Annotated in this window: 30 protein-coding genes; 18 read left to right on the top strand and 12 right to left on the bottom strand. The window is 61.9% G+C overall.

Annotation, left to right across the window (positions count from 1 at the left end):
* The first annotated feature begins 207 nt into the window (after positions 1–207).
* Positions 208–852 carry a LysE family translocator gene (locus tag BN1079_RS06870; RefSeq protein WP_037023230.1) on the top strand — a complete coding sequence of 215 codons (645 nt, stop codon included), beginning with the start codon at positions 208–210 and terminating at the stop codon, positions 850–852.
* A 23-nt stretch (positions 853–875) separates the two neighbouring features.
* On the opposite strand, the gene BN1079_RS06865 is transcribed toward BN1079_RS06870, so the two are convergent.
* Positions 876–1,817, bottom strand: a complete 942-nt coding sequence (locus BN1079_RS06865; RefSeq protein ID WP_052114444.1) for a LysR family transcriptional regulator — start codon at positions 1,815–1,817, stop codon at positions 876–878.
* A 112-nt stretch (positions 1,818–1,929) separates the two neighbouring features.
* On the opposite strand from BN1079_RS06865, the gene BN1079_RS06860 reads away from it, so the two are divergent.
* Together BN1079_RS06860 and BN1079_RS06855 are read left to right on the top strand one after the other, a co-directional pair.
* Positions 1,930–2,358, top strand: coding sequence for a VOC family protein (locus BN1079_RS06860; protein ID WP_037023229.1), 429 nt, complete (start codon positions 1,930–1,932; stop codon positions 2,356–2,358).
* Positions 2,355–2,963, top strand: coding sequence for a glutathione S-transferase family protein (locus tag BN1079_RS06855; protein WP_037023228.1), 609 nt, complete (start codon positions 2,355–2,357; stop codon positions 2,961–2,963). The genes BN1079_RS06860 and BN1079_RS06855 overlap by 4 nt, the downstream gene beginning before the upstream one ends.
* 11 nt (positions 2,964–2,974) lie before the next feature.
* Here BN1079_RS06855 and BN1079_RS06850 read toward each other — a convergent pair whose 3' ends face one another.
* Entirely contained in the window at positions 2,975–3,877 is a 903-nt protein-coding gene (locus BN1079_RS06850; protein ID WP_037023227.1) for a LysR family transcriptional regulator, read from the bottom strand.
* A 101-nt stretch (positions 3,878–3,978) separates the two neighbouring features.
* Here BN1079_RS06850 and BN1079_RS06845 point away from each other — a divergent pair, with 101 nt between their 5' ends.
* Both BN1079_RS06845 and BN1079_RS06840 read left to right on the top strand, forming a co-directional pair.
* The gene (locus BN1079_RS06845) at positions 3,979–4,713 is read left to right on the top strand and encodes an SDR family oxidoreductase (protein WP_037023226.1); all 735 of its coding nucleotides are present in this window, start codon (positions 3,979–3,981) and stop codon (positions 4,711–4,713) included.
* On the top strand, positions 4,713–5,183 hold the full coding sequence (locus BN1079_RS06840) for a carboxymuconolactone decarboxylase family protein (protein WP_037023225.1): 471 nt from the start codon (positions 4,713–4,715) through the stop codon (positions 5,181–5,183). The genes BN1079_RS06845 and BN1079_RS06840 overlap by 1 nt, the downstream gene beginning before the upstream one ends.
* A 19-nt stretch (positions 5,184–5,202) precedes the next feature.
* Here the strand turns inward: BN1079_RS06840 and BN1079_RS06835 are convergent, their stop codons facing one another.
* The 3 genes from BN1079_RS06835 to BN1079_RS06825 all read right to left on the bottom strand — a co-directional run bounded on the left by BN1079_RS06835 (position 5,203) and on the right by BN1079_RS06825 (position 7,099).
* On the bottom strand, positions 5,203–6,171 hold the full coding sequence (locus BN1079_RS06835) for a ribonuclease Z (protein ID WP_037023224.1): 969 nt from the start codon (positions 6,169–6,171) through the stop codon (positions 5,203–5,205).
* A 73-nt stretch (positions 6,172–6,244) separates the two neighbouring features.
* Positions 6,245–6,667, bottom strand: a complete 423-nt coding sequence (locus BN1079_RS06830; protein WP_037023223.1) for a VOC family protein — start codon at positions 6,665–6,667, stop codon at positions 6,245–6,247.
* 12 nt (positions 6,668–6,679) lie between these two features.
* Positions 6,680–7,099: a YciI family protein gene (locus BN1079_RS06825; RefSeq protein WP_037023222.1), complete on the bottom strand. Its 420-nt coding sequence runs from the start codon at positions 7,097–7,099 to the stop codon at positions 6,680–6,682.
* Positions 7,100–7,345: 246 nt separating this feature from the next.
* Here BN1079_RS06825 and BN1079_RS06820 point away from each other — a divergent pair, with 246 nt between their 5' ends.
* A complete protein-coding gene (locus tag BN1079_RS06820; protein ID WP_037023221.1) occupies positions 7,346–8,713 on the top strand; it encodes a GntP family permease in 1,368 nt (455 codons plus the stop codon).
* Positions 8,714–8,761: 48 nt separating this feature from the next.
* On the opposite strand, the gene BN1079_RS06815 is transcribed toward BN1079_RS06820, so the two are convergent.
* Both BN1079_RS06815 and BN1079_RS06810 read right to left on the bottom strand, forming a co-directional pair.
* A complete protein-coding gene (locus BN1079_RS06815) occupies positions 8,762–10,009 on the bottom strand; it encodes a M20/M25/M40 family metallo-hydrolase (protein ID WP_037023220.1) in 1,248 nt (415 codons plus the stop codon).
* Positions 10,010–10,098: 89 nt separating this feature from the next.
* Positions 10,099–10,794, bottom strand: coding sequence for an MOSC domain-containing protein (locus BN1079_RS06810; protein WP_037023219.1), 696 nt, complete (start codon positions 10,792–10,794; stop codon positions 10,099–10,101).
* A 118-nt stretch (positions 10,795–10,912) separates the two neighbouring features.
* Here BN1079_RS06810 and BN1079_RS06805 point away from each other — a divergent pair, with 118 nt between their 5' ends.
* The 6 genes from BN1079_RS06805 (at position 10,913) to BN1079_RS06780 (ending at position 14,930) form a co-directional block, all read left to right on the top strand.
* Positions 10,913–11,356, top strand: a complete 444-nt coding sequence (locus BN1079_RS06805) for an HIT family protein (protein ID WP_037023218.1) — start codon at positions 10,913–10,915, stop codon at positions 11,354–11,356.
* A 122-nt stretch (positions 11,357–11,478) separates the two neighbouring features.
* Complete coding sequence (locus BN1079_RS06800; RefSeq protein WP_037026672.1) at positions 11,479–11,676, top strand: hypothetical protein; 198 nt, start codon at positions 11,479–11,481, stop codon at positions 11,674–11,676.
* A gap of 206 nt (positions 11,677–11,882) precedes the next feature.
* Positions 11,883–12,308 carry a hypothetical protein gene (locus BN1079_RS06795; RefSeq protein ID WP_037023217.1) on the top strand — a complete coding sequence of 142 codons (426 nt, stop codon included), beginning with the start codon at positions 11,883–11,885 and terminating at the stop codon, positions 12,306–12,308.
* A 195-nt stretch (positions 12,309–12,503) separates the two neighbouring features.
* Complete coding sequence (locus BN1079_RS06790) at positions 12,504–13,520, top strand: ABC transporter substrate-binding protein (protein WP_074436829.1); 1,017 nt, start codon at positions 12,504–12,506, stop codon at positions 13,518–13,520.
* On the top strand, positions 13,517–14,278 hold the full coding sequence (locus BN1079_RS06785) for an ABC transporter permease (protein ID WP_037023215.1): 762 nt from the start codon (positions 13,517–13,519) through the stop codon (positions 14,276–14,278). The genes BN1079_RS06790 and BN1079_RS06785 overlap by 4 nt, the downstream gene beginning before the upstream one ends.
* Entirely contained in the window at positions 14,271–14,930 is a 660-nt protein-coding gene (locus BN1079_RS06780) for an ATP-binding cassette domain-containing protein (RefSeq protein ID WP_037023214.1), read from the top strand. The genes BN1079_RS06785 and BN1079_RS06780 overlap by 8 nt, the downstream gene beginning before the upstream one ends.
* 82 nt (positions 14,931–15,012) lie before the next feature.
* On the opposite strand, the gene BN1079_RS06775 is transcribed toward BN1079_RS06780, so the two are convergent.
* The gene (locus BN1079_RS06775) at positions 15,013–16,278 is read right to left on the bottom strand and encodes a DUF445 domain-containing protein (protein WP_037023213.1); all 1,266 of its coding nucleotides are present in this window, start codon (positions 16,276–16,278) and stop codon (positions 15,013–15,015) included.
* Positions 16,279–16,468: 190 nt separating this feature from the next.
* Entirely contained in the window at positions 16,469–16,855 is a 387-nt protein-coding gene (locus tag BN1079_RS06770; protein WP_037023212.1) for a hypothetical protein, read from the bottom strand.
* Between the two features lie 320 nt (positions 16,856–17,175).
* On the opposite strand from BN1079_RS06770, the gene BN1079_RS06765 reads away from it, so the two are divergent.
* Positions 17,176–19,194, top strand: a complete 2,019-nt coding sequence (locus tag BN1079_RS06765; protein WP_037023211.1) for a methyl-accepting chemotaxis protein — start codon at positions 17,176–17,178, stop codon at positions 19,192–19,194.
* 111 nt (positions 19,195–19,305) lie between these two features.
* Here the strand turns inward: BN1079_RS06765 and BN1079_RS06760 are convergent, their stop codons facing one another.
* The gene (locus BN1079_RS06760) at positions 19,306–19,833 is read right to left on the bottom strand and encodes an ankyrin repeat domain-containing protein (protein WP_037023210.1); all 528 of its coding nucleotides are present in this window, start codon (positions 19,831–19,833) and stop codon (positions 19,306–19,308) included.
* 148 nt (positions 19,834–19,981) lie between these two features.
* Between BN1079_RS06760 and BN1079_RS06755 the strand changes: the two genes are divergently transcribed.
* A complete protein-coding gene (locus BN1079_RS06755) occupies positions 19,982–20,203 on the top strand; it encodes a DUF3820 family protein (protein WP_037023209.1) in 222 nt (73 codons plus the stop codon).
* Positions 20,204–20,219: 16 nt separating this feature from the next.
* Here the strand turns inward: BN1079_RS06755 and BN1079_RS06750 are convergent, their stop codons facing one another.
* Complete coding sequence (locus BN1079_RS06750; protein WP_037023208.1) at positions 20,220–20,732, bottom strand: hypothetical protein; 513 nt, start codon at positions 20,730–20,732, stop codon at positions 20,220–20,222.
* A gap of 314 nt (positions 20,733–21,046) precedes the next feature.
* On the opposite strand from BN1079_RS06750, the gene BN1079_RS06745 reads away from it, so the two are divergent.
* The 4 genes from BN1079_RS06745 (at position 21,047) to BN1079_RS06730 (ending at position 25,713) form a co-directional block, all read left to right on the top strand.
* Entirely contained in the window at positions 21,047–22,168 is a 1,122-nt protein-coding gene (locus BN1079_RS06745) for a beta-ketoacyl-ACP synthase III (RefSeq protein ID WP_037023206.1), read from the top strand.
* Positions 22,169–22,473: 305 nt separating this feature from the next.
* Positions 22,474–23,532 (top strand): porin, encoded by a 1,059-nt coding sequence (locus tag BN1079_RS06740; RefSeq protein WP_037023204.1) that lies wholly within the window; start codon positions 22,474–22,476, stop codon positions 23,530–23,532.
* Between the two features lie 158 nt (positions 23,533–23,690).
* Positions 23,691–24,386, top strand: a complete 696-nt coding sequence (locus BN1079_RS06735; RefSeq protein ID WP_037023202.1) for a DUF2057 family protein — start codon at positions 23,691–23,693, stop codon at positions 24,384–24,386.
* A 199-nt stretch (positions 24,387–24,585) separates the two neighbouring features.
* Positions 24,586–25,713: a GNAT family N-acetyltransferase gene (locus BN1079_RS06730; RefSeq protein ID WP_037023201.1), complete on the top strand. Its 1,128-nt coding sequence runs from the start codon at positions 24,586–24,588 to the stop codon at positions 25,711–25,713.
* Position 25,714: 1 nt separating this feature from the next.
* Here BN1079_RS06730 and metR read toward each other — a convergent pair whose 3' ends face one another.
* The gene (gene metR / locus BN1079_RS06725) at positions 25,715–26,641 is read right to left on the bottom strand and encodes a transcriptional regulator MetR (RefSeq protein ID WP_037023200.1); all 927 of its coding nucleotides are present in this window, start codon (positions 26,639–26,641) and stop codon (positions 25,715–25,717) included.
* Positions 26,642–26,691: the final 50 nt, after the last annotated feature.

Genomic DNA, 26,691 nt, shown 5'->3' with positions numbered 1-26,691 from the left:
GCTTTATGGAGAGGAACTATGCTTGGAAAAACAGCGGCACGGACGGTCTTGTTTGCAGTAGAAGGAAGTTTAGCCAGAGCGCTTCGAACGTAGCTTCTGACTCACCTTGGCGCTGGCGCACCGGAGGCTGGCTGTCGAATGATATTGATATATTTGCGCAATTAAACTTTACGGTTTCATTCAAAATTAAAGACTTCAAGGCGGATCATGCTGGATATCACCAATTTATGGCTGTTTGTAATTTCCGTGTTTCTCCTGTCAGTGACGCCAGGGCCGGATATGGCTTATGTGGTAGGCCAAAGTGTTGCCAATGGTCGTCGCGCTGGAGTCATTTCGGCTGCGGGAGTGGCTCTGGGTAGCTGCACCCACGCCTTGGCAAGCGCAGTCGGCTTGACGGCCTTGATTGCCGCTTCACCGATGATTTTCACCCTGGTGAAATACGCGGGTGCGCTATATCTGATGTACCTGGGGAGCAAGCTGATCCTCGGCACTTTTAGCCGTACGAGTACCGATGGAGACGGCAAGTCTGAAATCAAAAGAGGCGCAAGGCTGGGCGAGCTGCTTGCGAAGGGCTATATCACTACTCTGACTAACCCTAAAGTGCTTTTGTTTTTTATCTCCTTCTTTCCGCAATTCGTCGTGCCCCACGGCAATTACCAAACGGAATCCTTTTTGATGTTGGGCGCGGTATATGCGCTGGTGGCTTTTTTAACCGATGCCATGTTTGCTCTTCTAGCAGGGAGCGCTGCGGGAACGGTATCTCGCAACAGGCGCGTGCAGAGCCTGCTGGACCGGGTAGTTGGCACCACCTTTATTGCCTTGGGGGTCAGGCTGGCCTTTGTCCATCGCTAGCAGGTATTGGAAAAAACAGTTTTTCAACGGTCTGCCAGGCTCTGATCAAGCCTGTTGCCAGGCACCTTGCCATCCGGCTTGGGCGTAGCCTTTTCCAGCTGCGGGCAGGCCCATTCCACAAATGCCCGCACGCGTGGTGAAAGTTGCAAGGCGTGTGGGTAGACCAGCTGGATGGGCAGGTCCGCCGGCTCGAATGCTTCGAGGACTCGCACCAGACGGCCGTCCGCCAGCTCGTCGGCCACCTGGTAGTGCGCCAGGCGTGTTACGCCCAGGCCCTGCACGCAGGCGAGGGCAGTGCTGCGGATCTGATTGCAGACCAACCGTGGGCTGATGTCCTGTCCGACCTCCTTGCCATCGTGCCGGTAGTACCAGCGTCTTCCGTGGGCGGCGAAGGCGATGCAGGCGTGGTTGCCCAGTGCGGCGGGGCTGTCGAGGGGCGGGGCGTTGCGCAGGTATTCGGGGCTGACGCAGGTGATCAGGCGGGTGGTGCCGACCTGCCTTGCCACCATGGCGGAGTCGGGGAGGTGGCTGATGCGCAGGGCGAGGTCCAGGCGTTCTTCGAGCAGGGGCAATACTTGGTCGCTCAGCTTCAGCTCTACCCGCATCGCTGGGTGTTCCTTGAGAAAGGCGTTTACCAGCGGGGTGACGTAGCGTTGGCCGAATTCCACCGGCGCGGTGATGCGTAGCAGGCCGCGGGCAACGCCGTCGCGCGCATCCAGGCGCTGCTCCATCTCATCGAAATCGCCCAGCACCCGGCGGCTCCAGGCCAGGTACTCCGCGCCTTCTTCAGTAAGCGCCATGCGTCGGGTGCTGCGATTCAGCAGACGCACGCCAAGGTGGCGTTCCAGTGCGGCCAGCGAGCGCACCAGAGAGGCGACCGATTGCCCGCTGGCATCCGCTGCGGCACTCAGGCTGCCGCTGTCGACGATGCGAACGAAGTTGGCCATTGCCTTGAGCTTGTCCATTACCACCTTCTTATCTGTGCGATTACTGCATAGGTCTTGTCAGGCGCGCACCATAGGTCAAAGGCGCATTGCCGGTGAAACTTCACGGACTGTTTTCAACCGGAGTGCCCACATGAATCAACAACCAAGCCCCGCCCGGATCCTGGCATACGACCATATCGGAATTCGGGTCAGTAACAAGCAACAGGCGATGGCTTTCTACCAGGCGCTCGGCTTCGTGGAGAGCGCCAGCTTCCCGCTGTTTGAAGCCAACGAAATGCTCAGCGCCGATGGCGTGCGGATCAATCTCATCTTTAACGGTACGCGCACGCCCAATGCCCACAATGCCCTGCTGGACGCGCCGGTGAAGCTGCCGGGCATGACGCACCCGGCCTTTATCGTCGATGACCTTCAAGCGCTCGAAGCCTGGCTGGGTGAGCACGGGATCGTCATCACCGAAGGGCCGCACCACATCGGCCCGCGAAGAGTCGCGCTATTTATTCGCGACCCTGACGGCAATGTCCTTGAATTCAACCAACTGGTGGATGGAGAAGCGCAATGAAACTGTACGACCTGCAAGCGTCCGGCAACTGCTACAAGGTTCGGCTGTTCGCGTCACTGGCCAATATCGAGCTGGAATTGGTGCCGGTGGACTTTCTCCATGGCGAGCACAAGCGGCCGCCGCTTTCCGAGCTCAATCCGCTGGGGCAGTTGCCCATTCTGGTGGATGGACAGTACGTCTACCGTGACTCCCAAGCGATTCTCGTTTACCTCGCGGGCGCCTATGGCGGGCTGGCCTGGTGGCCGGCGCATCCCCAGGGGCAGGCTGAAATCGTCCAGTGGCTGTCTTTCGCCGCCAATGAAATCAACCACAGCCTTTGTACCGCCCGGCTGGTGCAGAAGTTCGGCTATGCGCTGGATAAAGAGGCCGCGCTGGCGAAAGCTCCGGCAGTGCTGGCGCTGCTTGACCAGCACCTGGAAGGCAATGAGTGGCTTGCGATGGGCCGGCCCACCATTGCCGATTGTGCGGTCTATCCGTACGTGGTGCTGGCGCCGGAAGGTGGTGTGGATCTAACGCCGTACCGCCACGTAGCCCGTTGGATGGAGCGGATCGAGCAGCTGCCCGGCTGGCAGGCAGTGGATGCCGTTATGCCTGAAAGCGCCTGACCGATGCCGTGTTACAACCCATCCGCCAAGCGACGTGCGCGCACATGATCGATCAGTGCACGCAGCTTCGGCGGCTGGTTGTGACGGCTTGGGTAGTACAAATAGAAGCCGGGAAAGGGCGGCAGGAAATCATCGAGCAGCGACACCAGTTCGCCGCGCTCGATATAGGGCAGAAAGGTTTCCTCCATGCCGATGGTGATGCCGCCGCCGGCCAGTGCTGTGCGGATCATCAGCTGCATGTCGTTGGTGGTGATTCGGGGATCGACGCTTACATCGAAATCCCGCCCGTTCTCGCCGAACTCCCAGCGATAGGGCGCCACTTCCGGTGCAGGGCGCCAGCCGATGCAGTGATGCGCAATCAGTTCGCGCGGGTGGTGGGGCGTCCCGTGCGCGGCGAGGTATGCCGGTGAGGCGACCGTTACCTGGCGCTGCAGCCCGGTGATGGGGATCGCCACCATATCCTGTTCGATCACTTCGCCCAGGCGAACGCCGGCATCGAAGCCTGCGGCGACGATGTCCGACTCGTCGTCCGTCACGGTGATATCCAGGACCACGCCTGGGTAGGCCTCGGCGAAGGAAACGATAAAGGGCCCGGACAGAAAACGCTCCGCAATCGAAGTGACCGCGACGCGCAACAGTCCCCGCGGCGAGCTGTCGGCGGTCACAGCCTCCAGTGCAGTAGTGACCTTGCTGAGTGGCTCGGCCAGCTGGCGATAAAGCTGCTCGCCCGCTTCGGTCAAGCGCACGTTGCGCGTGGAGCGCTGCACGAGGGTGATGCCGAGGCTATCTTCAAGCTTGCGCATGCCCTGGCTGACGGCTGAGCGGGTGATGCCGAGGCGGTCGGCAGCGGCGCGGAAGTTGTCCGATTGCGCCACAGCGACAAAGAGCGGCAGAAGCTTGAGATCGGTTTTCATTGGTTAATTTTGCTAACCACTGCAGTTAGTAATGGGCGAGTTCTTTTGACGCTGCTGCGACTCTAGAGTCTTGGTCGTGACTCATCAAGAGGACGCATCTCATGAATCAGAATGTCAGCAAGGTCGTGCTTGTCACTGGTGCAAGCAGTGGTATCGGCGAGGCCACCGCGAGGTTGCTTGCCGAGCATGGCGCAACGGTTGTGCTGGGCGCGCGGCGCGCCGAGCGGCTTGAACATATCGTCCGGGATATCACCGCTGCCGGTGGGCGCGCGCAGGCCTATTCCCTGGATGTGACCGATCTGGAGCAGGTCAGGGCGTTCGCCGACCATGCCGTTGCGCAGTTCGGCCGCATCGACGTCATCGTCAACAACGCCGGGGTCATGCCGCTCTCGCCCCTGGAAGCGCTGCGGGTCGAAGAGTGGGACCGGATGATCGACGTCAACATCCGCGGTGTGCTCCACGGGATTGCCGCCGTGCTGCCGGTTATGAAGGCGCAGGGTGTGGGGCAGGTGATCAATATCGCCTCGATTGGTGCCCATGCGGTCAGCCCGACTGCAGCCGTCTATTGCGCGACCAAATATGCCGTATGGGCCATTTCAGAAGGGTTGCGCCAGGAAAATACCGACATTCGCGTAAGCACCATCAGCCCCGGAGTGACCGAGTCCGAACTGGCGGAAAGCATCGCTGATCCCACCGGGCGCGAGCAGATGAAGGAATTTCGCAAGATTGCCATCAGCCCGGAAGCCATCGCCCGAGCCATCCAGTTCGCCATTTCCCAGCCAGACGATGTGGATACCAGCGAAATCATCATCCGCCCGGTCCGGAGTGCCTTCTGATGAAACTCTTTCATGCATTGCTGGCTGCCGGAATGCTGACCGCTCTTGCCGCCCCCAACCTGAGCAGCGCACAAACGGTGGATGAACGAAGCGCCCGCGGTGCGGAGGTCATTCGCCAGCTCAACAACGGTAAAACACAACCTGCACTTGAGGCCATGCGCGGCGAATTCCCGTTCCTCGCCGAAGCGACCGAAGCCTACGCACTGGGCGATGTCTGGAGCCGGCCAGGGCTGGACAGTCGCACACGGCAATTGACCGCCGTGGCGGTCATGGCGGCGCTGGGAGACACCGGCACCATGCGGGTGCATGCGGGCTATGCGCTGAACATCGGCGTCTCGGAAGAGGAGCTGAAGGAGATGATTTACCTGATCACGGTGCCGGCGGGCTTTCCCCGGGCCATCGCAGCATCCAGCGTGCTTGCCGACCTGTTTGAGGAGCGCCGCCAGGCCGCAGCGGAGCGAGAGCAGTGAACCCTGAAGACGGCGCGTCTCAGGTCGGGCGGGCGCTTGGCTGCAGCGCGCCGGTGCGGTCCAGGTGCAGACGCAGGAAATCCTCGGCGAGAAACAGCCGGCCTTCATAACCGGCGGCGGCCTCGGCGCGGATTTCCTCGATGGAGTGGCCGCGATTCGATCCTGGCTGGTAGCGCGCGCTGAAATGGGTAAGGACCAGGTTGGGCACACCGGCCTGCTGCGCGAAACCGGCGACCTGAGCTGCAGTGCTGTGGCCGAAGGGGTTGCCGGTGGCTTGGGTAACGGCCTGGCCGTAGGTGGCCTCGTGAACCAGCACGTGCGCGCCCTGGCAGGCTTCGGCCAGCAATGCAGGGCGGTCGTTGTCGCCGCCGATGACAAAGCGCCGGGGCGGCCGGCCGTAGTCCAGGTAATCATCGCTGCACAGCAGGCGGCCCTCATGTTCCACATCAAAGCCACGTGCCAGCTGGCCCCAGATCGGGCCACGGGGAATGCCATCGCGCGCCAGACGGTCGATGGCGAGTTTCGGATCCGGACGGGCCTCGGTGAAGCTGAAGCCGTAGCTGGGTACACGATGGGAGAGGGCGGTGGCCTCCACGCGCACCTGGGAGCTGCGCCATTGGCCAAGGGTTTCGACCGCGCGAAAACGCAGTTCGAAGGGCAGCCAGGTGTGGCTCATGGCGAAGGTGCTGCGCAGCCAGGGCTCGATGCCCTCCGGAGCGATGATCTCCAGCGGTTCCTCGCGCCGCGCCATACCGGCGCTGGCGAGCAGGCCCGGCAGGCCGTAGCAGTGATCGCCATGCACGTGGGTAATGAAGATGGCCCGCAGGCCATGCAGTGTCAGCGGCGTGCGCAGCAGCTGGTGCTGAGTCCCTTCGCCACAGTCGATCAGATACCAGCCCTTGCCGCTGTCTTCCAGCAGGGCCAGGCCGCTGACGTTGCGCGCCCTGGTGGGGGTGCCGGAGGAGGTGCCAAGAAATAGCAGGTCCACGCTTTCGCTCCAGTGTCGTTGTCGCGCCAGTATGGCGCACGGCATTCGACACCGGGTATGGACCTGCTGGTTCTCACGGCTGCATGCAGTTGACCATCCAGGACACACCGAAGCGGTCGGTAAACATGCCGAAGCGCTCGGCCCAGAAGGTTTTCTCCATCGGCATCACCATCTGTCCGCCCTCGGACAGTCCATTGAACAGGCGTTCGCCTTCGACAACGCTCTCCGGGTGCAGGCAGATCGAGCAGCCCTTGATGCCTTCATAGGGCCCGCCGCCGCAAACATCGCCGGGCAAGGTGTCGGATGCCATCAGGCACTGTTCGCCCAATGTCAGGCATGCGTGCATGATGCGGTCGCGGTGTTCGGCGGGGAACTGCTCGGCGTCCGGCGAGTCGGCGAAAGTCATTGTCGCCAGCTCGCCGCCCAGCACCTGCTGGTAGAAAGCGAAGGCCTCACGGGCCTGGCCATCGAAGGTGAGGTAGGTGGAAATCTTCATGGTCGTTCTCCTTCAACGGGTAAGTTGCGCGCGCAGGCGCTGTTCCTGCTCGCGTAGTTCCGGGGTGAGCTCGGCGCCGAAGTCTTCTGTTTCGAACAACTGACGGATTTCCATTTCAGAATCACCGATGGCCGATGCAGGGCAGCGCTTTACCCAGTCGATGGCCTGCTGCAGTGACTCCGTCTGTAACAGCCAGAAACCGGCAATCAGCTCATTGGTCTCGCTGAACGGGCCATCGACAACCGTGCATTGGCCGCCGGCAAACCTGACGCGCGCACCCTTGCTACTGGGATGCAGGCCCTCGCCGCCCAGCATCACGCCGGCCTCGACCAGTTCCTCGTTGTACTGGCCCATGGCGGTCAGCACCGCTTCACTGGGCATTTCTCCGGCCTCGCTTTGAGGGGTGGCCTTGATCATCACGATAAAACGCATATCGAATCCTCCAGACTGAAAAGCCTAGGCGAAGAATGTCGCCGGCTCTGATCACTGGTCGAACGGACGGGCAACGGATCGACAGGGCGGAAGATGTTTTTTGTGCAGGTCGGCGGGACGGCCGGGCCTTGGGCCGAACGCGAGGTAAAGCTGCACTATGCTCAAGGCGAGGCAGGGCACGCTGCATGTCGCCAGCCGGCGCCATGGCCAGTCCTGACGTCCGATCAATGAGTCGAGGGGTTCACTATGTGGCTGGTGCTCATACTGCTGGTGCTGATTGCGTTCATCGTTTATTCAACGGTGAGTTGGAAGCTTCATCCTTTTCTCGCGCTGCTTGCGGCGGCAATCCTGGCGGGCTTCGCCTATCAGGTGCCGGTCGGTGAAATCCTCAAGACGGTGGCGTCGGGCTTCGGTGGGATTCTTGGCTACATCGGCATCGTTATCGCGCTGGGTACCATCATCGGGGTGATCCTTGAACGCTCCGGCGCGGCGATCACCATGGCCGAAAGTGTGATCCGGCTGCTGGGCGAGCGCTTCCCGACCCTGACGTTGTCGATCATCGGCTACCTGGTGTCGATCCCGGTGTTCTGCGATTCGGGCTACGTCATTCTCAATTCGCTGAAGAACGCCCTGGCGGCGCGGATGAAAGTCTCGGTCGTGGCCATGAGCGTGGCGCTGGCCACCGGCTTGTATGCCACCCATACCTTCGTGCCGCCGACCCCCGGGCCGATTGCGGCGGCGGGCAACCTGGGGCTGGAGGGGTCGCTGGGGCTGGTGATCGCCGTCGGCCTGCTGGTATCGGCCGTGGCGGCGCTGGCCGGGATGCTCTGGGCCAATCGCTTCCTCAAGCAGGATGATCGCGCGTTGCTGGACGAAGCCCCCAGCGAGCTGCTCGCCGAAGACGTGGATTTCGAAACCTTGCGCGCCCGCTATGGCACGCTGCCTACGGCCTGGCAGGCGTTCGCGCCGATCTTCGTGCCCATTGCGCTGATCTGCATCGGCTCGGTTGTCGCGCTGCCGGGCAAGCCGCTGGGCGAGGGTGTGGTGTTTTCGGTGCTGAGCTTTCTCGGCCAGCCGGTGGCGGCCTTGCTGATTGGCTTGGGCTTCGCCTGCACGCTGCTCAAGGGCGAGGACAAGCGCCAGCAATTCCACGACCAGGTGGCCGCGGGCATCGTCTCGGCGGCGCCCATACTGCTGATCACCGGTGCCGGCGGTGCCTTCGGCGCGATGCTGAAGATCACGCCGCTGGGCGATTACCTGGGACAGAGCCTGTCGGCGCTGGGCATCGGCCTGTTCATGCCCTTTATCGTTTCCGCCGCGCTGAAGACGGCGCAGGGCTCCACCACCGTGGCGCTGGTGACGACTTCAGCGATGGTCGCACCGCTGCTGGGCAGCCTGGGACTGGACAGCGAAATGGGCCGGGTATTGACGGTGATGGCCATCGGCGCCGGCGGCATGACGGTGTCCCATGCCAACGACAGCTTCTTCTGGGTGGTCTCGCAGTTCAGCCGCATGAAGGTTTCCACGGCCTACCGCGCACAAACCGTGGCGACGCTGATCCAGGGTGTGGTCGCGATGATCCTGATCTGGCTGCTGAGCCTGGTATTGCTCTGAGGACCCTGCGCCTCACACCGGCGGACCCGGTGTGAGGCGCGGTGCCAGCTAGCGGGCCTGGTGTTCGGCGGACAGCGTCTTGATCATCGCCACCGTCAGGTATAGCCGCGGCGCTATGCTCGACAGTTCGATGTACTCGTCATCGGCATGGAGGCCAGCGCCCACCACACCCATGGTTTCCAGTACGGCCGGCTTGTCGCTGTCGGGCACATAGGCGTAGCCGGCATCGGTGCCGAAGCGCATGGCGATGGGTTCGATGGTCTTGCCAATTTCTCCATAGAGCTTCTGCGCCGTCTCGGCCAGCCGGTCCGAACCGGCGTTCTTAGCCAGCGGCGGACGGCCCTTGTCGATGCGCACCTGCACCGTGGTGTCGTCGATCAGCTTGTCCTTGATGATGCGCTGGGCATCGGCCAGCACCCGGTCGGTCTCGGTGAGGTCCGAGTAGCGCATGTCGGCTTCGGCAGTGGCGCTGTTGGGGATGATGTTGCGCTTCTCGCCGCCCTTGATCATGGTCCAGTTCACCGTGGTCCCCTTGTCCGCATCACCCAGGTCCTTGAGCTGTACCAGTTGATGCGACAGCTCCATCACCGCGTTGCGGCCGTCTTCCGGGGCGGAACCGGCGTGGGAGGACTTGCCCTTCACCTCGAGCATCACGCCATTGATGCCGTTGGTGGCGATGGTCACGGCATCCTTGTCTGGCGGCTCGTAGGAAAAGACATAGTCGTGCTTGCGGGCGAGCTCGGCGATGATCTTCTTCGAGCCGGCCGAGCCCATTTCCTCGTCGGGGTTGAACAGCACGGTGAGGGTGCCGAAATCCTCGAACTTCTGGTCCTGCAGGAGCTTGATCGCATGCAGGATCATCGCCACGCCGCCCTTGGCATCGGCCACGCCCGGGCCGTAGGCGCGGTTGTCATCGGTGCGGAACGGCCGCTTGGCGGCGGTGCCTTCGCCGAAGACGGTGTCGTAGTGGACCATCAGCAGGAAGTTGGCAGTGCCGCTGCCTTTCAGCGTGCCGACGATATTGTCGCCCGCCGAGGGCGTCGCCGGGGTGGTCGTGACTTCGGCACCCAGCGCCTTGAGGCGTTCGACCAGCATCTGGCTAACGGTGGCGAGCCCTTGTTCCAGGCCCGTGCCGGTATCGACCGCCACCAGGGATTTCAGGGTTTCGAGGTAGGCCTGCTGCTCCGTTTCAGCCTGTTTGAGCAGTTCATTGGGCTGAAGCTCGGCAGCGAAGGTGGGAAGGGCGAACAAGCCGAGCGCGAGGGCGGCGGCGAGGGAAGTGCGTCGAGCGTGCATGAGGGCCTCGTTCGTTTTTTGTGGTTATCGAACAATGAGAGGTCCGACAGGCACGCATGTTCCGCCCGTCTATTTCAGCGGATTGGCGGTCAGTTTTCCGGCTGGGCGCCGTACAAGCGCTTGCTCCAGTCTTCCACTGTGCCCTGTTGCAGGCGCCGGTCCACCAGCTTGCGCCAGGACGGCACCAGCGGCAGTTCGCTCAGTTCCTGCAGCGCCGTGTGATCCAGGGTGCGCTGATACAGCACCTCCAGCACCCGGGTCAGGGACCAGCGTGGGAATGGCCGGTGTTCCAGCGTAAGCATCTGCCCGGCCTCGAGCGTGCCGGGTTCCAGTACCCGGTAGTACCAGCCGGTCATGCCGCTCTGCTGCACGCGCAGCGCCATGTCCGCCACGCCGAAACGGTCGTTGAGCTTCCAGCAGGGCTGCCGGGTCTGGACGATTTCCAGGCGAGCGTCGCCGCAGCGCAGGATGTCGCCAAGACACAGGTCCGCCTCGCTCAAGCCCCGGGTGCTGATGTTCTCGCCGAAGGCGCCTGGCTGCTTCAGCAGCGGCAGATCGCCCAGCTGCTGGCGCCAGCGCGCGTAGTGCTCGTAGGCGTAGTGGTGCACCGCCTTGTTCACGCCGCCATGCACTTTAGGGTCACCCTGTTCGTCGCCCTGCAGCCCTTCGACGTCGACCTGGACGGGGCCCGCGACCGGCTGCTTGGCGATGGCGCTGAAGCTGCCTGGCCGGGTGTAGGGCACGGCCTTGCCCGTCAACACTTGCTCGATTCTTGCCAGTTTCATCCCACGCTCCCGTGCCATGCAGCCTGCGATTATGCCCCATCGTCTCGAGCTGACTCCTGTCGAATCCGCTCTGGAGCGTATATGGTTCCGGCTGGATAAACCGATGACGGAGCCTTCGATGAGCCTGACCACGCCCTACGATCCACAGAACATCTTCGCCAAGATCATTCGCGGCGAAGCCCCTTGCTACAAGCTCTACGAGGACGAGGATGTGCTCGCCTTCCTCGACCTGTTCCCGCAATCCTTCGGGCATACGCTGGTGATCCCCAAGCGTTCGGCCGCCTGCAACCTGCTCGACGTGGACACCGAGGCGCTGTGCAAGGTGATGCGGGTGGTGCAGCAGCTCACTCGGGTGATCGTCGATGAGCTGCAGCCGGAGGGCGTGCAGGTGGCGCAGTTCAACGGCGCGCCGGCGGGGCAGACGGTGTTCCATATCCACATGCATATCGTGCCGCGTTATGCGGGGCAGGGCCTGGGCGTGCACGCGGCGAAAGCAGCGGACCACGACGAGTTGGAAAAACTGCAGCAGCGCTTGGTGCAACGGATCGCCGCTTCATCCTGATTGCGGCGCGCAAGAGATTCGAGCAAATCAGATTCGGACCATCGGCAGCCGCTGCCGCGAACGTCGTCTGCTGGAGCGGCCTCCAAGTTCAACAGTCCATGAACGAGCGTTGCGAGGCCGCTATGAGTACAAACCAAAAAGCTACCGAGCCGTCCGCTGCCGATGAAGTCGATGTAACGATGACCGATGCGGGCGAGAAGAACCCCGGTGAGGACCCTGATTTCGACGAGCAGGTGCGACCTGGGGACGATGGCAAACCGGAAGTGTTGCCGGACGATCCGGATATTCAGGGTAGCGACGGCTCGGCGGGGCCGGGCTAGAGGTCAGTTCTGAATCGCGATAGCGCGCCGGCAGTCATCTTTACAGGGCAGACCCGCGAGTCAACCGGCTTTGGCGGGTGCGGCATGGGAGGCTTGCCAGTTTGAAAGCGCTCGCTGGCAATCGCACGGTTGTCTGGCATTCTCGTTAGCAATTGCTGTCATATTGCCGTGCCGGATGACCGGCGTTTCATTGCCAAGGAACTGCCATGCGCCTGATCGTTGCCCTGACTGCCGTGCTGTCGTTGACCGCCTGTTCTTCCTGGCAGCCTGATCCGGACGAGATCAAACCGATCCCGGCAGAGCGGGTGCTGGCCTATCAGGAGCCTCTGGAAAATGCCGGCGAAGTGGTGGTCACCCGAGACTTCGGCTTGCGTGGCGGCGGTTGTTATATCGCGGTGATGATCGACCGCGAGCTGGCTGCGCGGATCCATGTGGGCGAGGTGGTTCGCTTTCAGGTCCCGAGCGGGGCGCGAATAGTCAGCATCGGCGTCGACCCGCTGGACGATACGCTGTGCAGCAAGCTCCGCCTGCGCCGCGAGAAGCTTGCGCAAGTCGAGGCGGGCAAGACCTTGGAGTACCGGGTGGTCGTCGATAATCGCATCGGTTTCGATATCGTTCCGGTGGAGGACTGACTGCCCTTCAGTTTTATGTAGGAGCGGGCCACGCCCGCGAAAATAGCTTCACAACTCGCATTTCGCGGGCATGGCCCGCTCCCACTCTCCAATGCTCTGACGGCGCCAGCGGCAGCGGGCCCGACCAACGCAGCAGCGAAGAAGCACCAAAGTATTATTCGTGCCGGCTCGGGTGCTTCGTAACCTGCAGGCATGATGCCTTTATTGTCTTACCTCACCGGCCTTTTCAGTCCGATTTCCCATGGCTTGCAACGTACCTGCGCGCTGGTTCTGCTGGCGTGCCTGTCACCCCTGGTCGCCACCTCCGCCGCTGCTGAAGGGAAGGAAACGTTGCCGGTCCTCACGCTCAGCGCGCTGCAGTTCGGCACTGCGCACTGGGAGCTGGACCACCTCAAGCGCCAGGGTCTCGACCGGAGCAATGGATTTGAGCTGAAGGTGCAACTGGTGGCGGACCTGCCGGCCTCGCGCCTGGCGGTTTCCAGTGGCAGCGTCGAAGGTGCGGTGAGTGACCTGCTCTGGGCCCAGGCCCGCTACGAGGCGGGAACGGCTTATCGCTACGTTCCTTTTTCTTCGCAGATCGGCGAAGTTCTGGTAGCCGAGGACAGTGCCATCCGCACGCTGGCGGACCTGCGCGGCAAGCGCATTGGCGTGGCTGGCGGGCCGGATGGGCTTGGCTGGCAGTTGCTGCAGCAGGCGGCCAGCCGCCAGGGAATCGACCTTTCCCGCGAAGCGCAGGTGCAGTATGCGGCGCCGCCGCTGCTGAGCCAGGCACTGCGCCGGGGGCAGGCGGACGCACTGTTGACCTTCTGGCAGTTCTCGGCGCGCATGCGGGGCGAAGGCGGTGTGCGTACGGCGTTCGCCCTGGAGGATCTGCTCAAGTCGCTGGGGCTGGAGGCGCAACTGCCGGTACTGGGCTATCTGTTTGCCGAAACCTGGGCGTCTCGCAATGAGGATCTGCTGGGGCGCTTCCAGCTCGCACTGCGCCAGACCAAAACGCAACTGGCGCAAGAGCCTGCTCACTGGCAAGCCATAAGGCCGTTGATGCGGGCCGAGGATGAGGCTGTGTTCGACGCGCTGCGAGACAGCTTTATCGAAGGCATTCCGCCGCCTCTGGATGAAACGCGCATCGGTCATCTGCAGCAATTGCTCAAGCTCGTTGGCGCGGATCCGCAGAAGCTGATGTCGGCTGAACTGTTCCGGGTAGGGCAGTGACTTCGCCACGCTGGGCCTGCTGGATCGCGCTGCCGCTGGCCGTGTCGCTGTGGGCGGTGGTTGCACTTCTTGCACAGACGCCGTTGCTGCCCTCGCCCCTGGTGGTGCTGGATACCTTCTGGCAGGCGCTGCAGAGCGGTGCTCTGCTGCATCACCTTGGGGTCACCCTGCGGCGGGTGATCTTCGCCTTCGTCCTGGCCATGCTGTTGGGCGCATTGATCGGCATCTGGATGGGTCGTTCGCGGCTGACCAACGCCTTGCTCGACCCGTTGCTGGTGCTGTTTCTCAACCTACCGGCGCTGGTGACCATCATTCTGCTCTATGTCTGGTTTGGCCTGGTGGAAGTGGCGGCGGTGCTGGCGGTGGTGATCAACAAGGTGCCCAACGTCGCCGTAACGCTGCGCGAAGGCGCGCGTAGCCTGGATCCCCGGTTGGAGCAAATGGCGCATGTGTACCGCTTCAGTCATAACCAGCGGCTTGTTCATGTCTGGCTGCCGCAACTCTTTCCTTACTTTATGGCGGCGACCCGAGGCGGGCTGGCGCTGATCTGGAAGATCGTTCTGGTGGTGGAGTTGCTCGGACGCTCCGATGGCATCGGCTTTCAGCTGCATATGGCCTTTCAGGTGTTCGATGTGGCGAGCATTCTGGCCTACAGCCTGGCCTTTATTGCGGTGGTGCAACTGATCGAGCTGGTACTGCTGCAACCGTTGGACCGGCGAGCATCCGCCTGGCGCGAAGCAGGTACGCCCCATGCTTGAGTTGTGTCTGGACGGCGTGGTCGTCGGCCATCCGGTCATCGGCCGGGTCGCGACTACGGTGGCGGAAGGCGATCGTATCTGCCTGCTGGGCCCATCGGGAGTGGGCAAGACCACGCTGCTCAATGCCATCGCCGGACTTGATCCACGGCTGAGCCCGATGGTCTGGGCGGAGGAGGGTCTGCGCATCGGCTATCTGTTCCAGGAGCATCGTCTGTTGCCCTGGCGCACGCTGCGGCAGAACCTGGCGCTGGTGGGTGCGGCGCCGGCTGATATCGAACGGCTGCTGGAGCAGGTCGGGCTGGCCGGAGCCGGTGACCGGTTGCCGGATCAGCTATCGCTGGGTATGGCCCGCCGTGCAGCCTTGGCGCGCTGCCTGGCGATAAAGCCACAGCTGCTGTTGCTGGACGAGCCGTTCGCCTCGCTGGACCCCGACCGGGCCGCCGAATTACGCGCGCTGATTGCACAGTTGCTCGATGCCCAGCCACAGATGGCAATGATCTGCGTAACCCACGATGCCCGAGATGCCGACGACCTGGCCAATCGTCTCTGGTACATGGCCGGCACGCCGGCGACGCTGCAATACGATCACGCCTTAAGTAGCGATGCCAGCGCCAGCGCGATCAGTGAGCGGTTGCGTCTGGGCGTGCTGTAGATGGGCTTGCCCGCGAGCGCTGCTCTTCAGTCCGGTATGCCGATAAAGTTCGCGAGCAAGCTCGCTCCTACAAAGCGGTGTGTCAGCCGGTGGCCAGCTGGGTCAGCGCATGCAGCGCCAGGCCTACCAATCCGCCGACCAGGGTTCCGTTGATGCGGATGTATTGCAGGTCCTTGCCGACGCTTTGTTCCATCTGCTCGACCAGTTCGCGGCTCTCCCAATTTTCCACCCGCTGAGCGATATAGGCGCCTATCTGCCCGCGGTAGCGTTCGAGCATGGCCGGGGCAGCTGCCAACAGGCGCTCGTTGATCCAGTTGCGCATGGCCGTATCGCTTGCCAGGGCATCGCCCAGGCCCTGGGTCAGGCGGACGATACGCTGGCCGATCCGCGAATCGGGGCTGGCCAGGTCGGCTTTCAGCCACTCGGTCAGTTCGCTCCAGAGCGACTGGATATAGGCGGTGGTCGCCGGATGTTCCAGCAACTGGGCGACGATGCGTTCGACCTCTAGACGATAACCCGGGTCGTGTCTGAGGCGTTCGATATAGCCCTCAAGGTGCTCGTCGAAGCGGGTGCGCAAGGCATGCTGCGGATCGTTGGCGATCTCGGCAATCAACGCCGAAACGCCATCGACAAACTTGTTCGCCGACCAGCCGCCTACGGCCTTGCCCAACCCCAGGTAGCGCAGGGTGCGAACTTCGGCGGTGATGGCGTTGGCCACCAGCGCGCGGGTGTCTTCGTCCTGCAGTAGCACGTCCAGGCGTGCCAGGCTCTCGTCGAGCATGGCCTGGTGCTTGCCCTGGCGGGTCAGGACTTCCAGGATCTGCCCGCAGACCGGTGCCAGGTCGGCCTTGCGCATGCGCTTGGTCAGGCGAGTCTGGACGAACTGGCGCACGCGTTCGTCCTGCAGCGAATCGGCGCCGAAGCGCGCCATGCCGACCAGTTGCCGGCCTACCGCCTCGGCGTTGTCCGGGTGCCGCAGCCAGCCGGCCAGGCGCCCACCCAGATCCAGTGCCTGCAGTTTGCTCAGCACCAGCGGCGTGGCGAGGAAGTGTGCGGTGATAAAGGTCGACAGGCTCTGGCCGATGCGCGCCTTGCTGCGCGGGATGATCGCCGTATGCGGAATGGGCAGGCCCAACGGGCGCCGGAACAGCGCGGTGACCGCGAACCAGTCGGCAATGGCGCCAACCATGGCCGCCTCGGCGAAGGAGGCCAGGTAACCCCAGGCCGGATGCCGGGGCTCCATGGCGGTGGCCAGCACGTAGAGCAAGGCGGCCAGCAGTAACAGGCAACCGGCGACCAGCTTCATCCGCGCGACCGGAGACTGCCAGCGATGTTGCAGAGGGCTCATGCGATTCCTCTTGATGATGTGGCGGTTCGCGTGCAGGCGAGTCCCTTACTCCCGGCACATATTGCCTGTAGGAGCCAGCTTGCTGGCGAAGCAGTTCAAGCACTGATCTCCAGCAAGCTGCTTCCTAGAAAGGCCCGCTCCCGTCGGCGGAGATGAAAACCTACCTGTATGCATCCGCCGCAGGCGGCCGTTACTCGTCGCCGTCATCTTCCTCGCGCAGCAGCACATAGTTGCCGTCTTCGGTGCGCTCGCAGACGTAATACATGGCGATGCTGCCGTCCGCCTGGGTGACAGCGGCATAGTCGTCGGCTTCGACCGTGAAATGCTCGCGTGAGTCCGTTGCTGCTTCGCTGGCGAATACGGCAGTGAAGAAGTCTTCCTCCGGCATGCCGTCGAAATAATCGGCGCGCTCCTTGGCATCCCACTCGACCGGTGCTTCGAAGGGGCCGGTGATGACGACGCGGGCATCGCCCATGTCCTGTTCTTCGCCCTCCGGGTCGGTGGGGTGGGCGCGGTAGATGGTGCAGTCCAGCGCGTCGGGGTGGGACAGGAGTTCGTCTCGCGAGAGGGCAGGCATGGTGCAGCTCCGGTGGCAGGTTGAATGGGCGGCAGTGTGGTGGAGTCCGCGGGCGCCTGCAATCTCGATGATGCATGAACAGCTCTTTTCCAGGGCCGCTGCGGCAAATTGGCGCCGTGTGTGGGCAGGCTGTGTCGTCGGCTCTGCAAGCGCAGTCATAGCTTGACTTTGATCAGGGACGGGCCGCTCACGGTGGCCGATTCTGTCCCCACGCGGAACCCTGATGCAGGTCCACATTGAAGTACGTGGTGTTCTGAGCCCCTGTGCGAAATACCGATGCGGCTTCGTGTGAATTTCACGAATCGTCTGGAATGCACCTCATGAAAATGGTTTTTTCACCAGCCGAAGGGCTGATGAATCGTTTGTCCTATCCAAGCAAGTTCGGTCTGCTGGGGCTACTGGCCCTGGTCGTCTTCACCATCCTGATCATGACCCTGGCGGGTCAGCTCAACACCACCATCGAGCGCTCGCAGAATGAGCTGGTCGCCACCAGCCTGGCGCGTCCGCTACTGAAGACGGTGGAATACACGCAGCAGCATCGTGGTGTTTCATCGATGCTGCTCAGCGGCGACACGAGCGTCACTGCGCGGCGCAGCGGGCTTGAAGCCAAGGTCGACGAAACCCTGCGTCAGCTGGAGCAGACGCTGGCGGCAGACAAACGTGAACTGCCGCAGTGGCGCGCGATCACCAACGCATGGAGCACGCTCAAGCGTGGCGGACTGAACATGCCCAGGGGCGAGAACTTCGCGGCGCACTCGGCGCTGGTCGAAGACCTGCTGCGTTTCCAGCGCACGCTTTCGGATGCCTATACCCTGAGCTTTGATCCGGAAGCCGAGACCTTTTATCTGATGACCTCGGCGCTCAACGACCTGCCGGCCATGCTGGAGCGAGTGGCGCGTCTGCGCGGGCAGGGCGCAGGCGTACTGGCCCAGGGCGAGATGGATGATCAGCGGCGCATTGCACTGATCCTGCTGGCCGAGGAAATCAGCGCCTCGATGGCCGACATGCAGGAAAACCTCGACAAGGTGATCGTCCTGCGGCCCGAGCTGGCCGGAGATCTCCAGCGCGCACTGGCGACCCTGGGCAGCAAGTACCGGGAGGTCAGCCAGGTGGTGGAGCAGGTCACCCGACATGATGATCTGCACAGCACCGCCTCCAGTGAATTCTTCGCCATGGGGACTGCGGTCATCGATATCGGTTATGCGCAGATGTACGACCTGCTGTTGCCGACGCTGGATACCTTGCTCGGTCAGCGTATCGCCCATGCGCAGAAGGTCCTGTACCTGAACATATCGGCGCTGATTGCGGTGATGACGGTGATCGGCTATCTCTCGGTGGGCGCTTACCTGTCGGTGATGAGCAGTGTGCGCAGCTTGCGCGAGGGCAGTGAGCGGCTCGCTTCCGGTGACCTGACTGCGCAGATCAAACTGACCGCCCGCGATGAGCTGCGCTTCGTTGCCGGCAGCTTCAATGATATGGCCGAGGCCATGCGCAAGCTGATTGGCAGCATCAAGGACAATGCCGATCACGTTGCCGATTCGGCAACCAATCTCGTAGCGGCTTCGGGGCAGATTCATGTGGCCTCGCAACGCCAGAGCGATGCGGCCGGCAGCATGGCTGCGGCGGTGGAGGAAATGACGGTCGGTATCGAGCATATCGCCCTCAATGCCGGCGAGGCGGACAGCCTGGCCAAGCGTTCTGGTGAGCTCTCGCGTCAGGGTGGCGAAATTGTCGCCTCTGTAGTGGCGGAGATCAGCGAGATCGCACGCTCGGTGGAAAGCTCGGCGCGTACCGTTGAGGAGCTGGGTGAGCGCTCGGGGCAGGTGTCGGCGATTGTCGGCGTGATCGGAGATATCGCCGCCCAGACCAACCTGTTGGCACTCAACGCCGCCATCGAAGCGGCCCGTGCTGGCGAGCAGGGGCGTGGTTTTGCGGTGGTGGCCGATGAGGTGCGCAAGCTGGCCGAGCGCACGGCCAACTCAACCCGCGAAATTACCGAGATGGTCGACTCCATCCAGCAAGGCACCCTGGGCGCCGTGGCCAGCATGGAAGAGGGCGTGGCGCGTGTTAACGAAGGTGTCGAGCGTGCCCGTTACGCGGGCGAGGCCATGGGCGGAATTCGCGATGCAGCCAATCAGGTGCTTTCGACAGTGGCCGAGATCTCCCATGCCCTGCGCGAGCAGAGCACCGCCTCGGCAGAGATTGCCAAACAGGTGACGATGATTGCCCGCATGGCAGAGGAAAACGGCGAGGCCGTAAGCAGCAACCACGAGACGGCCAATCGCCTGGGTGAACTGGCCGACACGCTGTTGCAGAACGTCAGCCGCTTCAAGGCATAAGGGATGTTTCGCCCTAGCTGCTAGGACGCTCTGTAGGGTGGGTCGCGCTGTATCGATCCACCAGGCGGAGCAAAGGCGGATCTAAACACCATCGGCATCAGCAGCGTTCGGTCAGCGGTTGCCGAGGCTGCTCAGCAGAGCCTGAGTGTCGGTGGCGCCCATCAGGCCTGCTGCAGCCAAAGGCGTGGCGCCATTGGCGTCGGTGGCATGCGGGTCGGCGCCCTGACTGATCAGGTACTCGACGATCTCGGTGCGGTTGAACATGGCTGCCATCATCAATGCGGTCTTGCCGTCGGGCGAAGCGCCTTCGACATCGGCACCGCCTTCGATCAACAACTTCACCATTTCCAGATCACCCTTGAAGGCCGCGCCGGCCAGCGGCGTTTGGCCCCGGTTGTTGGCCAATTGCGGATCTGCGCCGCCTTCCAGCAGCACGCGCGTGGTGTCGGCGTGCCCGTGGTAGCTGGCCAGCATCAGCAGGCTGTCGCCGTTGTGATTGCGCAGGTTGGCAGGCAGGCCCTGGGCGAGCAGTTCGGCCAGGCGCTGGGTGTCTCCGTCACGGGCACTGGCAAAAACCTGCTCGGCGAAGGCCAGGGTAGCGTCGTCCAGTTCCGGGTTGGGCTTGGGGTGGTCCGTCATAGGTTCCTCGCTGTTGGTGTTCCGGCCTCGGATGTGCGGGCATTGTGCCAAAGCGCTAAACCGATGCCCGCACAGCTGTTTCTATCCGCGTGATAGGCAGGCCGAATGTTGTGGCAGTATTGACCGCCTTTCACCATCGAACGTTGTCATGAAGCCTGAAGATCTGGAATTGCTGGTAACCCGGACGATGCCCTACGGCAAATACAAGGGGCGGCTGATCGCCGATCTGCCGGGCAACTACCTCAACTGGTTCGCCAGGGTGGGCTTTCCACCTGGGGAAATCGGCCAGCTGTTGGCCCTGATGCAGGAGATTGATCACAACGGCCTGTCTCGGCTGCTTGATCCGCTCAGGCAGCGCCAGAAACAGTAGGGCGAACGAATTCGGCTTATATGCTTTCGTTGGCGGGGGCGGCGTAGATGCCGACTTCCACGGCCAGTGCCATCACCCGCTCAACATCGCTGCTATAGACCAGTACCGCTTGCAGCTCGTCGTCCAGCGGCTCGCTGAAGTTCACCAGTGCATAGCCACCCTTCTCGGGGTAGAGCGCGCCGAGCTGAGTCTGGATGCGGTTGAGTGCCTTGGCCGGTTCGACCTTGGCCAGTTGCTTGGGCTGCAGCACAAAGCTGACGCTTTCGCCGAACGAGGCGCGGATCTGCTCGAACAGCGCCTGGTAGTCGTCGGCTTGAAACAGCACGGTCTCCGGAAGGCTGCCAACAATCACCCATTCGCCAAGCGGGATGGGAAAGTCATCGTCGTAGTTGATATCCGGATTGGCCTGGAGAAAGCCGGTGGGATCAGCATAGGCCTGGGCGGCTTCGTCGGCGATGCGGGTGATTTCTTCATCGCCCATGCAGCCCGAGCTGATAAGGGTGATCAATTCGACGAGCGACTCTTTCATGAAGGGCTCCTGCGCGGTGGGCGGGCAAGGATACCTCAAGGCTTGAGGCTGGGTGGCGGGCCACGTAAAGAGAGCTATCTTCAGATGATGGACGCGGCATTCTGAACGCCTCACATTCAGACCGGGCGGTCACGGAAAATATGCCAAAAGACTTAATTCCTGCGCTGGAAATTGGTGCAACGTTACGGAATCTTTCAGCTTTTCATGCACAATAGCCGGCAACCCATGCGCCAGCGTCACGGCTTGTAGCGGTCTTTTCGTAACGCCTGCTGGTGCGCACATTTTGATCAAGCCCCCATTCGAGAGGAACGGCAGTGCATAACGTCGTCATCAGCGGTACCGGCCTTTATACCCCTGCTCACAGTATTTCCAATGACGAGCTGGTGGAGTCATTCAACGCCTGCGCCCGCCGCTTCAATGCCGAAAACGCTGCCGCCATCGAGGCGGGTGATGTCCAGCCGATGCCCGAATCCAGTTCAGCCTTTATCGAAAAGGCGTCGGGCATCAAGAGCCGCTTCGTTACCGACAAGGCCGGTATCCTCGACCCCGAGCGTATGGTTCCGCGCATTCCCGAGCGCAGCAATGATGAGTGGTCGATCCTTTGCGAGATGTCGGTGAAGGCTGCCGAGGAAGCGCTGGCCCGCGCCGGCAAGACTGCAGCCGATATCGACGGCGTGATCGTCGCCTGTTCCAACCTGCAGCGCGCTTATCCGGCAGTTGCCATCGAAGTACAGGCGGCGCTGGGCATCAAGGGCTTCGGTTTTGACATGAACGTGGCCTGCTCCTCGGCCACCTTCGGCATTCAGAATGCCGCCAACGCGGTTCGGCTGGGCCAGGCGCGGGCGGTGCTGATGGTCAACCCGGAAATCTGCACTGGCCACATGAACTTCCGGGACCGTGATAGCCACTTCATTTTCGGCGATGCCTGCACGGCGGTGATCATCGAGCGCGCCGACCTGGCGACCTCCGAGCATCAGTGGGAAGTGGTCAGCACCAAGCTGGTGACCGAATTCTCCAACAATATCCGCAACAATTTCGGCTTCCTCAACCGCACCGCCGAAGAGCACATGGGCGATCCGGACAAGCTGTTCGTGCAGGAAGGCCGTAAGGTCTTCAAGGAAGTCTGCCCCATGGTGGCGGAGCTGATCGGCGCGCATCTGCAGGAGAGCGGCATTGAGGTCGAGTCAGTCAAGCGCTTCTGGCTGCATCAGGCCAACCTCAACATGAACCTGCTGATCGTGCGCAAGCTGCTGGGCCGCGACGCTACCCCAGAAGAGGCGCCGGTGATCCTGGATACCTACGCCAACACCAGCTCTGCCGGCTCGGTGATCGCTTTCCACAAGCACCAGGATGACCTGCCGGCTGGCAGCCTAGGCGTGCTCAGCTCTTTCGGTGCGGGCTACTCCATCGGTAGCGTGATCCTGCGCAAGCGCTGATACCTTCCTCCGATGCTCGTTCCCATGCTTTGCATGGGAACGTAGCCATCGACGCTTTATCTCCTACGGCTATCCGTACGGCCTTGCCCGTTTAGTTCGGCTGCCCGCATCTCTTCCTGAGACGGCATCGGCGCGCTGCTATTCTCTTCCAAAGAAATCAATTACGAAAAAGTTCCCGTAAATTTTAACTGTCATATTGCAGCAACCCCTCTGTCATATCGGCTTCCCATAATCGCCTCCGTCGAAACAGACGACGTCATGTCATTCGCAGGACGACGTTCCATAAAACGAAGGAGCTTTTCCCAATGAAGAAGAAGTTGATTGCGATTGCTGTTGGTACTGCGATGGCGGTTCCTGTGGTGGCAATGGCCGATGTATCTTTCTACGGCCGTGCACATATATCGGTCGATTACCTGGATGATGGTGCTGACTACTCCGAAACCAACCTGTCGAGCAACTCTTCGCGTCTGGGCTTCAAGGGCAATCATCAGATCAACCCGAATCTTGAAGCATTCTTCCAGATCGAACAGCAAATCAACTTCACTACTGGCAACTCCGACGGCGGTACAGACTTCGCAACTCGCGATACCTTCGTCGGCCTGCGCAACAGCGACCTCGGTGCCCTGCAGGTCGGTCGTTTCGACAGTCCGTTTAAAGTCGCCCGTGGCCCGGCCAACCTCTTCGGTGACCAGGTCGGTGACATGCGCAACCTCGCGCGTGCTGGAGATGGCCGCTTTGATGAGCGCTATGACAACACCATCCAGTACACCACGCCGACCATGGGTGGTTTCAACGCCAAGCTGGCCTACTCGATGTACCAGGGTGAATGGGCAGTAGAGGATGAAGATAGCGATGCGCTGAGCATGTCATTGAACTATGCCGGCGGCCCGCTGGAGGCCTCCTTGGCATACGAGAAAGTGGAAGAGGACGCCTCTCGTGGTGAGCGTGACGGTATCCGTGCCGCTGCCGCGTACAAGCTGACCGACGCGTTCAAGTTGGTGGGCTTCTATCAGACCCTCGACTATGACGGCAATGATGCCACCACCAGCTTGGACCGTGACCTCTGGACCTCCGACACCTACGGTGTGGGAGGCGAGTACAAGGTCGCACCCAACACGGCCCTCAAGGCTATGTGGATGACTCGTGACTCCGATGCTGACAATGCTGATGCAGATATGTGGGTCGTGGGTGTTGAACACAAACTGGACAAGGCCGTTCGTGTCTATGCCAACTATGCAGTAGTTGATAACGACGACAACTCTGAATTGGTGCCATGGAAAGAGGCCCGTACCGCCAATAACGTAGAGAATGCGATGGGGGAAAAGGCTGCCGGCTTTACTGTAGGTCTGCGCTACGACTTCTAATTCCGTTTCGAGGAGTTAGTTAAACAAACCGGGCTGTTCCTTAAAGGACAGCCCGGTTTGTCATTTAAGTGAAACTTTTCAGTCTTATTATCGTTTCCAGATTGTCATCTACCCCCATTCCACCAATAGTTGGTGGACCTTTGCACCAAGGAGTTTTCATGCGCAGCTTGTTCGTTCTTGCCATGGCATGCCTATTGGCAGCCTGTGCCCAGCAACCCCATGTTCAGCTGTATTCCGGTTCGCCGTTACCGGAGAGCCAGATACTGACGTTGGTGGTTCCCAGCGAACTGGAAATCCGCAGTATCAACGGCCAGCCACACTCTGCTGCCAACTCCATGTTTGGCGCTTCGGACAAACGCTTGCATTTGCAGCCCGGTGCCTACCAGGTTCAAGCCTTCTACAAGAACGGTTTCGATATCAACGGCGGCATGAGCCATGAACTGGTACGCGGACGCACGGCTATCTTCAATTTCGAAGGCAAGGCGGGTGAAACCTGGCGTCTGGAGTTCGAGCGCCCGCAGAACCTGGCTGAAGCCCGGGCGTTCGAAACCGAGTTCCCCGCTTGGGCGATGAACACCCGTACCGGCGAACGTATTGAGGCCGAGGCCGGCAACCGCAACACCTCGGTGCTGAGCGCCATGCTGGGTACCAGTGAAGTCGCCCCGGAAGCCACCAGCGTTGCGCCGCTGGGCGCCGTAACCGAGCCGGCTGCTCAGGGTGTGCCACTGCGTTCTGCGCCCACAGCGACGGCGGCTCTGCCGCACAGCGATGCCACCCTAACCACGCTGCAGCAGATGTGGAACCTGCTGACCCCGGAAAGCCGCGCGGCCTTTCTGAGGTGGGCCCAGCAGTAAGAGCCTAAAGCCCACGCCTCTGCGCGAATCCTTCGCGGGCGTGCGTTGACCAGCGCCGTTTTATAGGACCAGGTCCTGCCTGCGAACAAGGCTAACGCCTCTGCGCGGAGCCCCTTCACGGGCATGGCCCGTTCCTACAGGGCGGGGCGCTGGTGAGACGGCCTTTTATTACGTCGCGTGACGAGCCAGACTGCTCGTCATGCCTATCCAGACAGTTCCCCATCTAGCCGAGATCGCCCCGCACCAGTGGGACGCCTTGCTGCCCGTTCCGCAGCCGTTTCTGCGCCATGCTTTCCTTTCCAGCCTTGAAGACAGCGGAAGCGTCGGCGGCTCTACGGGCTGGCAACCGCAGCACCAGGTTCTGGTCGATGCCTCCGGTACCCCGCAGGCGGCGCTGCCGCTGTATCGCAAGAGCCATTCCTATGGCGAATATGTTTTCGACTGGGCTTGGGCCGATGTCTGCCATCGTGCAGGCATCCTCTATTACCCCAAGCTGCTTTGCGCAGTGCCATTCTCGCCGGTAACGGGCGCTCGGCTGCTGGGCAACCGCGAGTCGGCCATGGAGTTGCTTGATCTGCTTACGGCCGATTTGGCTGAACGGGGCCAGTCGGGGTTGCACCTCAACTTCACCGAGCCGGACGCCGATGCCTTGTTGCGCGGCCGGGATGGCTGGCTGGAGCGCATCGGTTGTCAGTTCCACTGGCACAACCGTGGTTACCGCGATTTCCAGGATTTTCTTGACGGCTTCACTTCGCGCAAGCGCAAGCAGGTGCGCAAGGAACGCGAGCAGGTGGTTGCCCAGGGCATCGAGTTCGACTGGCGCGAGGGGCATCAGCTCGATGAGGCGGAGTGGGATTTCGTTTACGCCTGCTATGCCAATACCTATCACGTGCGTGAGCGCGCGCCCTATCTGACGCGTAGTTTCTTCAGTCTGCTGGCCGAGCGTATGCCCGAAGCGATTCGCGTGGTGTTGGCCAAGCAGGGCGGTCGCCCGGTGGCCATGGCCTTCAGCCTGATCGACGCGCAAGGGCTTTACGGACGCTATTGGGGATGCCTGGCCGAATTCGACCGGCTGCATTTCGAGACCTGCTTCTATCAAGGTATCGACCAGGCGATTGCTGCAGGTCTGTCTCGTTTCGATGCCGGCGCGCAGGGTGAGCATAAGCTCATCCGTGGTTTCGAGCCGGTGATCACCCGTTCCTGGCATTACCTTGTGCACCCTGGGCTACGCGCGGCGGTGGGCGATTTCCTCCAGCAGGAGCATCAGGGTGTGCTGCGTTACATCGAGGCCGCGCGGGATGCGCTGCCGTATCGCCAAGACTCCTAGATTATCTGCTCTTCGGCGCTGCGCTGACGCCTTCCAGGGTGGCGAAGGAGGTGTCCTTGGCCGTTAGCAGGAAGTCGCGCATAAAGGGTGAATCCAGCATATCGGCGCGGATACCGGCGAACAGCGTGGCAAACAGACCCTTTTCACCCAGGCGCCGGGCAGTGACATAACCGCGAGTGCTGTACTCGTGCAGCGCCCAGTTGGGGACGCAGCAGACACCACGACCCGACGCCACCAGCTGCATCATCATGACCGTCAGTTCCGAAGTGCGTACCTGCGCCGGCTCGATATCTGCGGGCTCCAGGAAGCGCGTGAAGATATCCAGTCGGTCGCGCTCAACCGGATAAGTGATCAGGGTTTCGCTGGCCAGATCCTCGGGGCGCACGTAAGACCGGCTGGCCAGCGGATGTTGGTTGGCAACTGACAGCAGCGCCTCGTAGGTGAACAGCGGGACATAGGTAATGCCCGGCAGCTCGACCGGGTCGGAAGTCACCACCAGATCCAGATCACCCCGTGCCAGCGCCGGCAGTGGCGCGAAGGAGAAACCCGAGGCCAGGTCCAGCTCCACTTCCGGCCAGGCATCGCGAAACTGGTCGATGGTGGGCATCAGCCATTGGAAGCAGCTGTGGCATTCAATGGCCATATGCAGACGGCCCGCGGTTCCTCCGGCCAGTCGTGCGAGGTCGCGCTCGGCGCTGCGCAATTGCGGCAGTAGGCTGTCAGCAAGCTGCAACAGCCGCAGACCGGCGCTGGTGAAACGCACCGGGCGAGTTTTGCGGATAAAGAGCTGCAGGCCCAGGCGCTCTTCAAGCTCCTTGAACTGATGTGAAAGCGCTGATTGAGTTAGGTGTAGGCGCTCGGCGGCTTCCACCAGGCTATCCGTTTCGCGCAGGGCGTGAAGGGTCTTCAGATGACGAATTTCCAGCATGCCGGGGCTTCCTGCGTTGCGAATTGGCGGGACGAACAATATCTACTTGA

Source organism: Pseudomonas saudiphocaensis, from assembly GCF_000756775.1.
Lineage (GTDB): Bacteria > Pseudomonadota > Gammaproteobacteria > Pseudomonadales > Pseudomonadaceae > Stutzerimonas > Stutzerimonas saudiphocaensis.
Note: the sequence above shows the minus strand (reverse complement) of the source record. Positions and strands in the feature narration are given on the sequence as shown.

Excerpts from the sequence above, each read along its gene's own strand:
- BN1079_RS06870 (WP_037023230.1), top strand. The coding sequence starts at position 208 with ATGCTGGATATCACCAATTTATGGCTGTTTGTAATTTCCGTGTTTCTC.
- BN1079_RS06865 (WP_052114444.1), bottom strand. The coding sequence starts at position 1,817 with ATGGACAAGCTCAAGGCAATGGCCAACTTCGTTCGCATCGTCGACAGC.
- BN1079_RS06860 (WP_037023229.1), top strand. The coding sequence starts at position 1,930 with ATGAATCAACAACCAAGCCCCGCCCGGATCCTGGCATACGACCATATC.
- BN1079_RS06855 (WP_037023228.1), top strand. The coding sequence starts at position 2,355 with ATGAAACTGTACGACCTGCAAGCGTCCGGCAACTGCTACAAGGTTCGG.
- BN1079_RS06850 (WP_037023227.1), bottom strand. The coding sequence starts at position 3,877 with ATGAAAACCGATCTCAAGCTTCTGCCGCTCTTTGTCGCTGTGGCGCAA.
- BN1079_RS06845 (WP_037023226.1), top strand. The coding sequence starts at position 3,979 with ATGAATCAGAATGTCAGCAAGGTCGTGCTTGTCACTGGTGCAAGCAGT.
- BN1079_RS06840 (WP_037023225.1), top strand. The coding sequence starts at position 4,713 with ATGAAACTCTTTCATGCATTGCTGGCTGCCGGAATGCTGACCGCTCTT.
- BN1079_RS06830 (WP_037023223.1), bottom strand. The coding sequence starts at position 6,667 with ATGAAGATTTCCACCTACCTCACCTTCGATGGCCAGGCCCGTGAGGCC.
- BN1079_RS06825 (WP_037023222.1), bottom strand. The coding sequence starts at position 7,099 with ATGCGTTTTATCGTGATGATCAAGGCCACCCCTCAAAGCGAGGCCGGA.
- BN1079_RS06820 (WP_037023221.1), top strand. The coding sequence starts at position 7,346 with ATGTGGCTGGTGCTCATACTGCTGGTGCTGATTGCGTTCATCGTTTAT.
- BN1079_RS06815 (WP_037023220.1), bottom strand. The coding sequence starts at position 10,009 with ATGCACGCTCGACGCACTTCCCTCGCCGCCGCCCTCGCGCTCGGCTTG.
- BN1079_RS06810 (WP_037023219.1), bottom strand. The coding sequence starts at position 10,794 with ATGAAACTGGCAAGAATCGAGCAAGTGTTGACGGGCAAGGCCGTGCCC.
- BN1079_RS06805 (WP_037023218.1), top strand. The coding sequence starts at position 10,913 with ATGAGCCTGACCACGCCCTACGATCCACAGAACATCTTCGCCAAGATC.
- BN1079_RS06800 (WP_037026672.1), top strand. The coding sequence starts at position 11,479 with ATGAGTACAAACCAAAAAGCTACCGAGCCGTCCGCTGCCGATGAAGTC.
- BN1079_RS06795 (WP_037023217.1), top strand. The coding sequence starts at position 11,883 with ATGCGCCTGATCGTTGCCCTGACTGCCGTGCTGTCGTTGACCGCCTGT.
- BN1079_RS06790 (WP_074436829.1), top strand. The coding sequence starts at position 12,504 with ATGCCTTTATTGTCTTACCTCACCGGCCTTTTCAGTCCGATTTCCCAT.
- BN1079_RS06780 (WP_037023214.1), top strand. The coding sequence starts at position 14,271 with ATGCTTGAGTTGTGTCTGGACGGCGTGGTCGTCGGCCATCCGGTCATC.
- BN1079_RS06775 (WP_037023213.1), bottom strand. The coding sequence starts at position 16,278 with ATGAGCCCTCTGCAACATCGCTGGCAGTCTCCGGTCGCGCGGATGAAG.
- BN1079_RS06770 (WP_037023212.1), bottom strand. The coding sequence starts at position 16,855 with ATGCCTGCCCTCTCGCGAGACGAACTCCTGTCCCACCCCGACGCGCTG.
- BN1079_RS06765 (WP_037023211.1), top strand. The coding sequence starts at position 17,176 with ATGAAAATGGTTTTTTCACCAGCCGAAGGGCTGATGAATCGTTTGTCC.
- BN1079_RS06760 (WP_037023210.1), bottom strand. The coding sequence starts at position 19,833 with ATGACGGACCACCCCAAGCCCAACCCGGAACTGGACGACGCTACCCTG.
- BN1079_RS06755 (WP_037023209.1), top strand. The coding sequence starts at position 19,982 with ATGAAGCCTGAAGATCTGGAATTGCTGGTAACCCGGACGATGCCCTAC.
- BN1079_RS06750 (WP_037023208.1), bottom strand. The coding sequence starts at position 20,732 with ATGAAAGAGTCGCTCGTCGAATTGATCACCCTTATCAGCTCGGGCTGC.
- BN1079_RS06740 (WP_037023204.1), top strand. The coding sequence starts at position 22,474 with ATGAAGAAGAAGTTGATTGCGATTGCTGTTGGTACTGCGATGGCGGTT.
- BN1079_RS06735 (WP_037023202.1), top strand. The coding sequence starts at position 23,691 with ATGCGCAGCTTGTTCGTTCTTGCCATGGCATGCCTATTGGCAGCCTGT.
- BN1079_RS06730 (WP_037023201.1), top strand. The coding sequence starts at position 24,586 with ATGCCTATCCAGACAGTTCCCCATCTAGCCGAGATCGCCCCGCACCAG.
- metR (WP_037023200.1), bottom strand. The coding sequence starts at position 26,641 with ATGCTGGAAATTCGTCATCTGAAGACCCTTCACGCCCTGCGCGAAACG.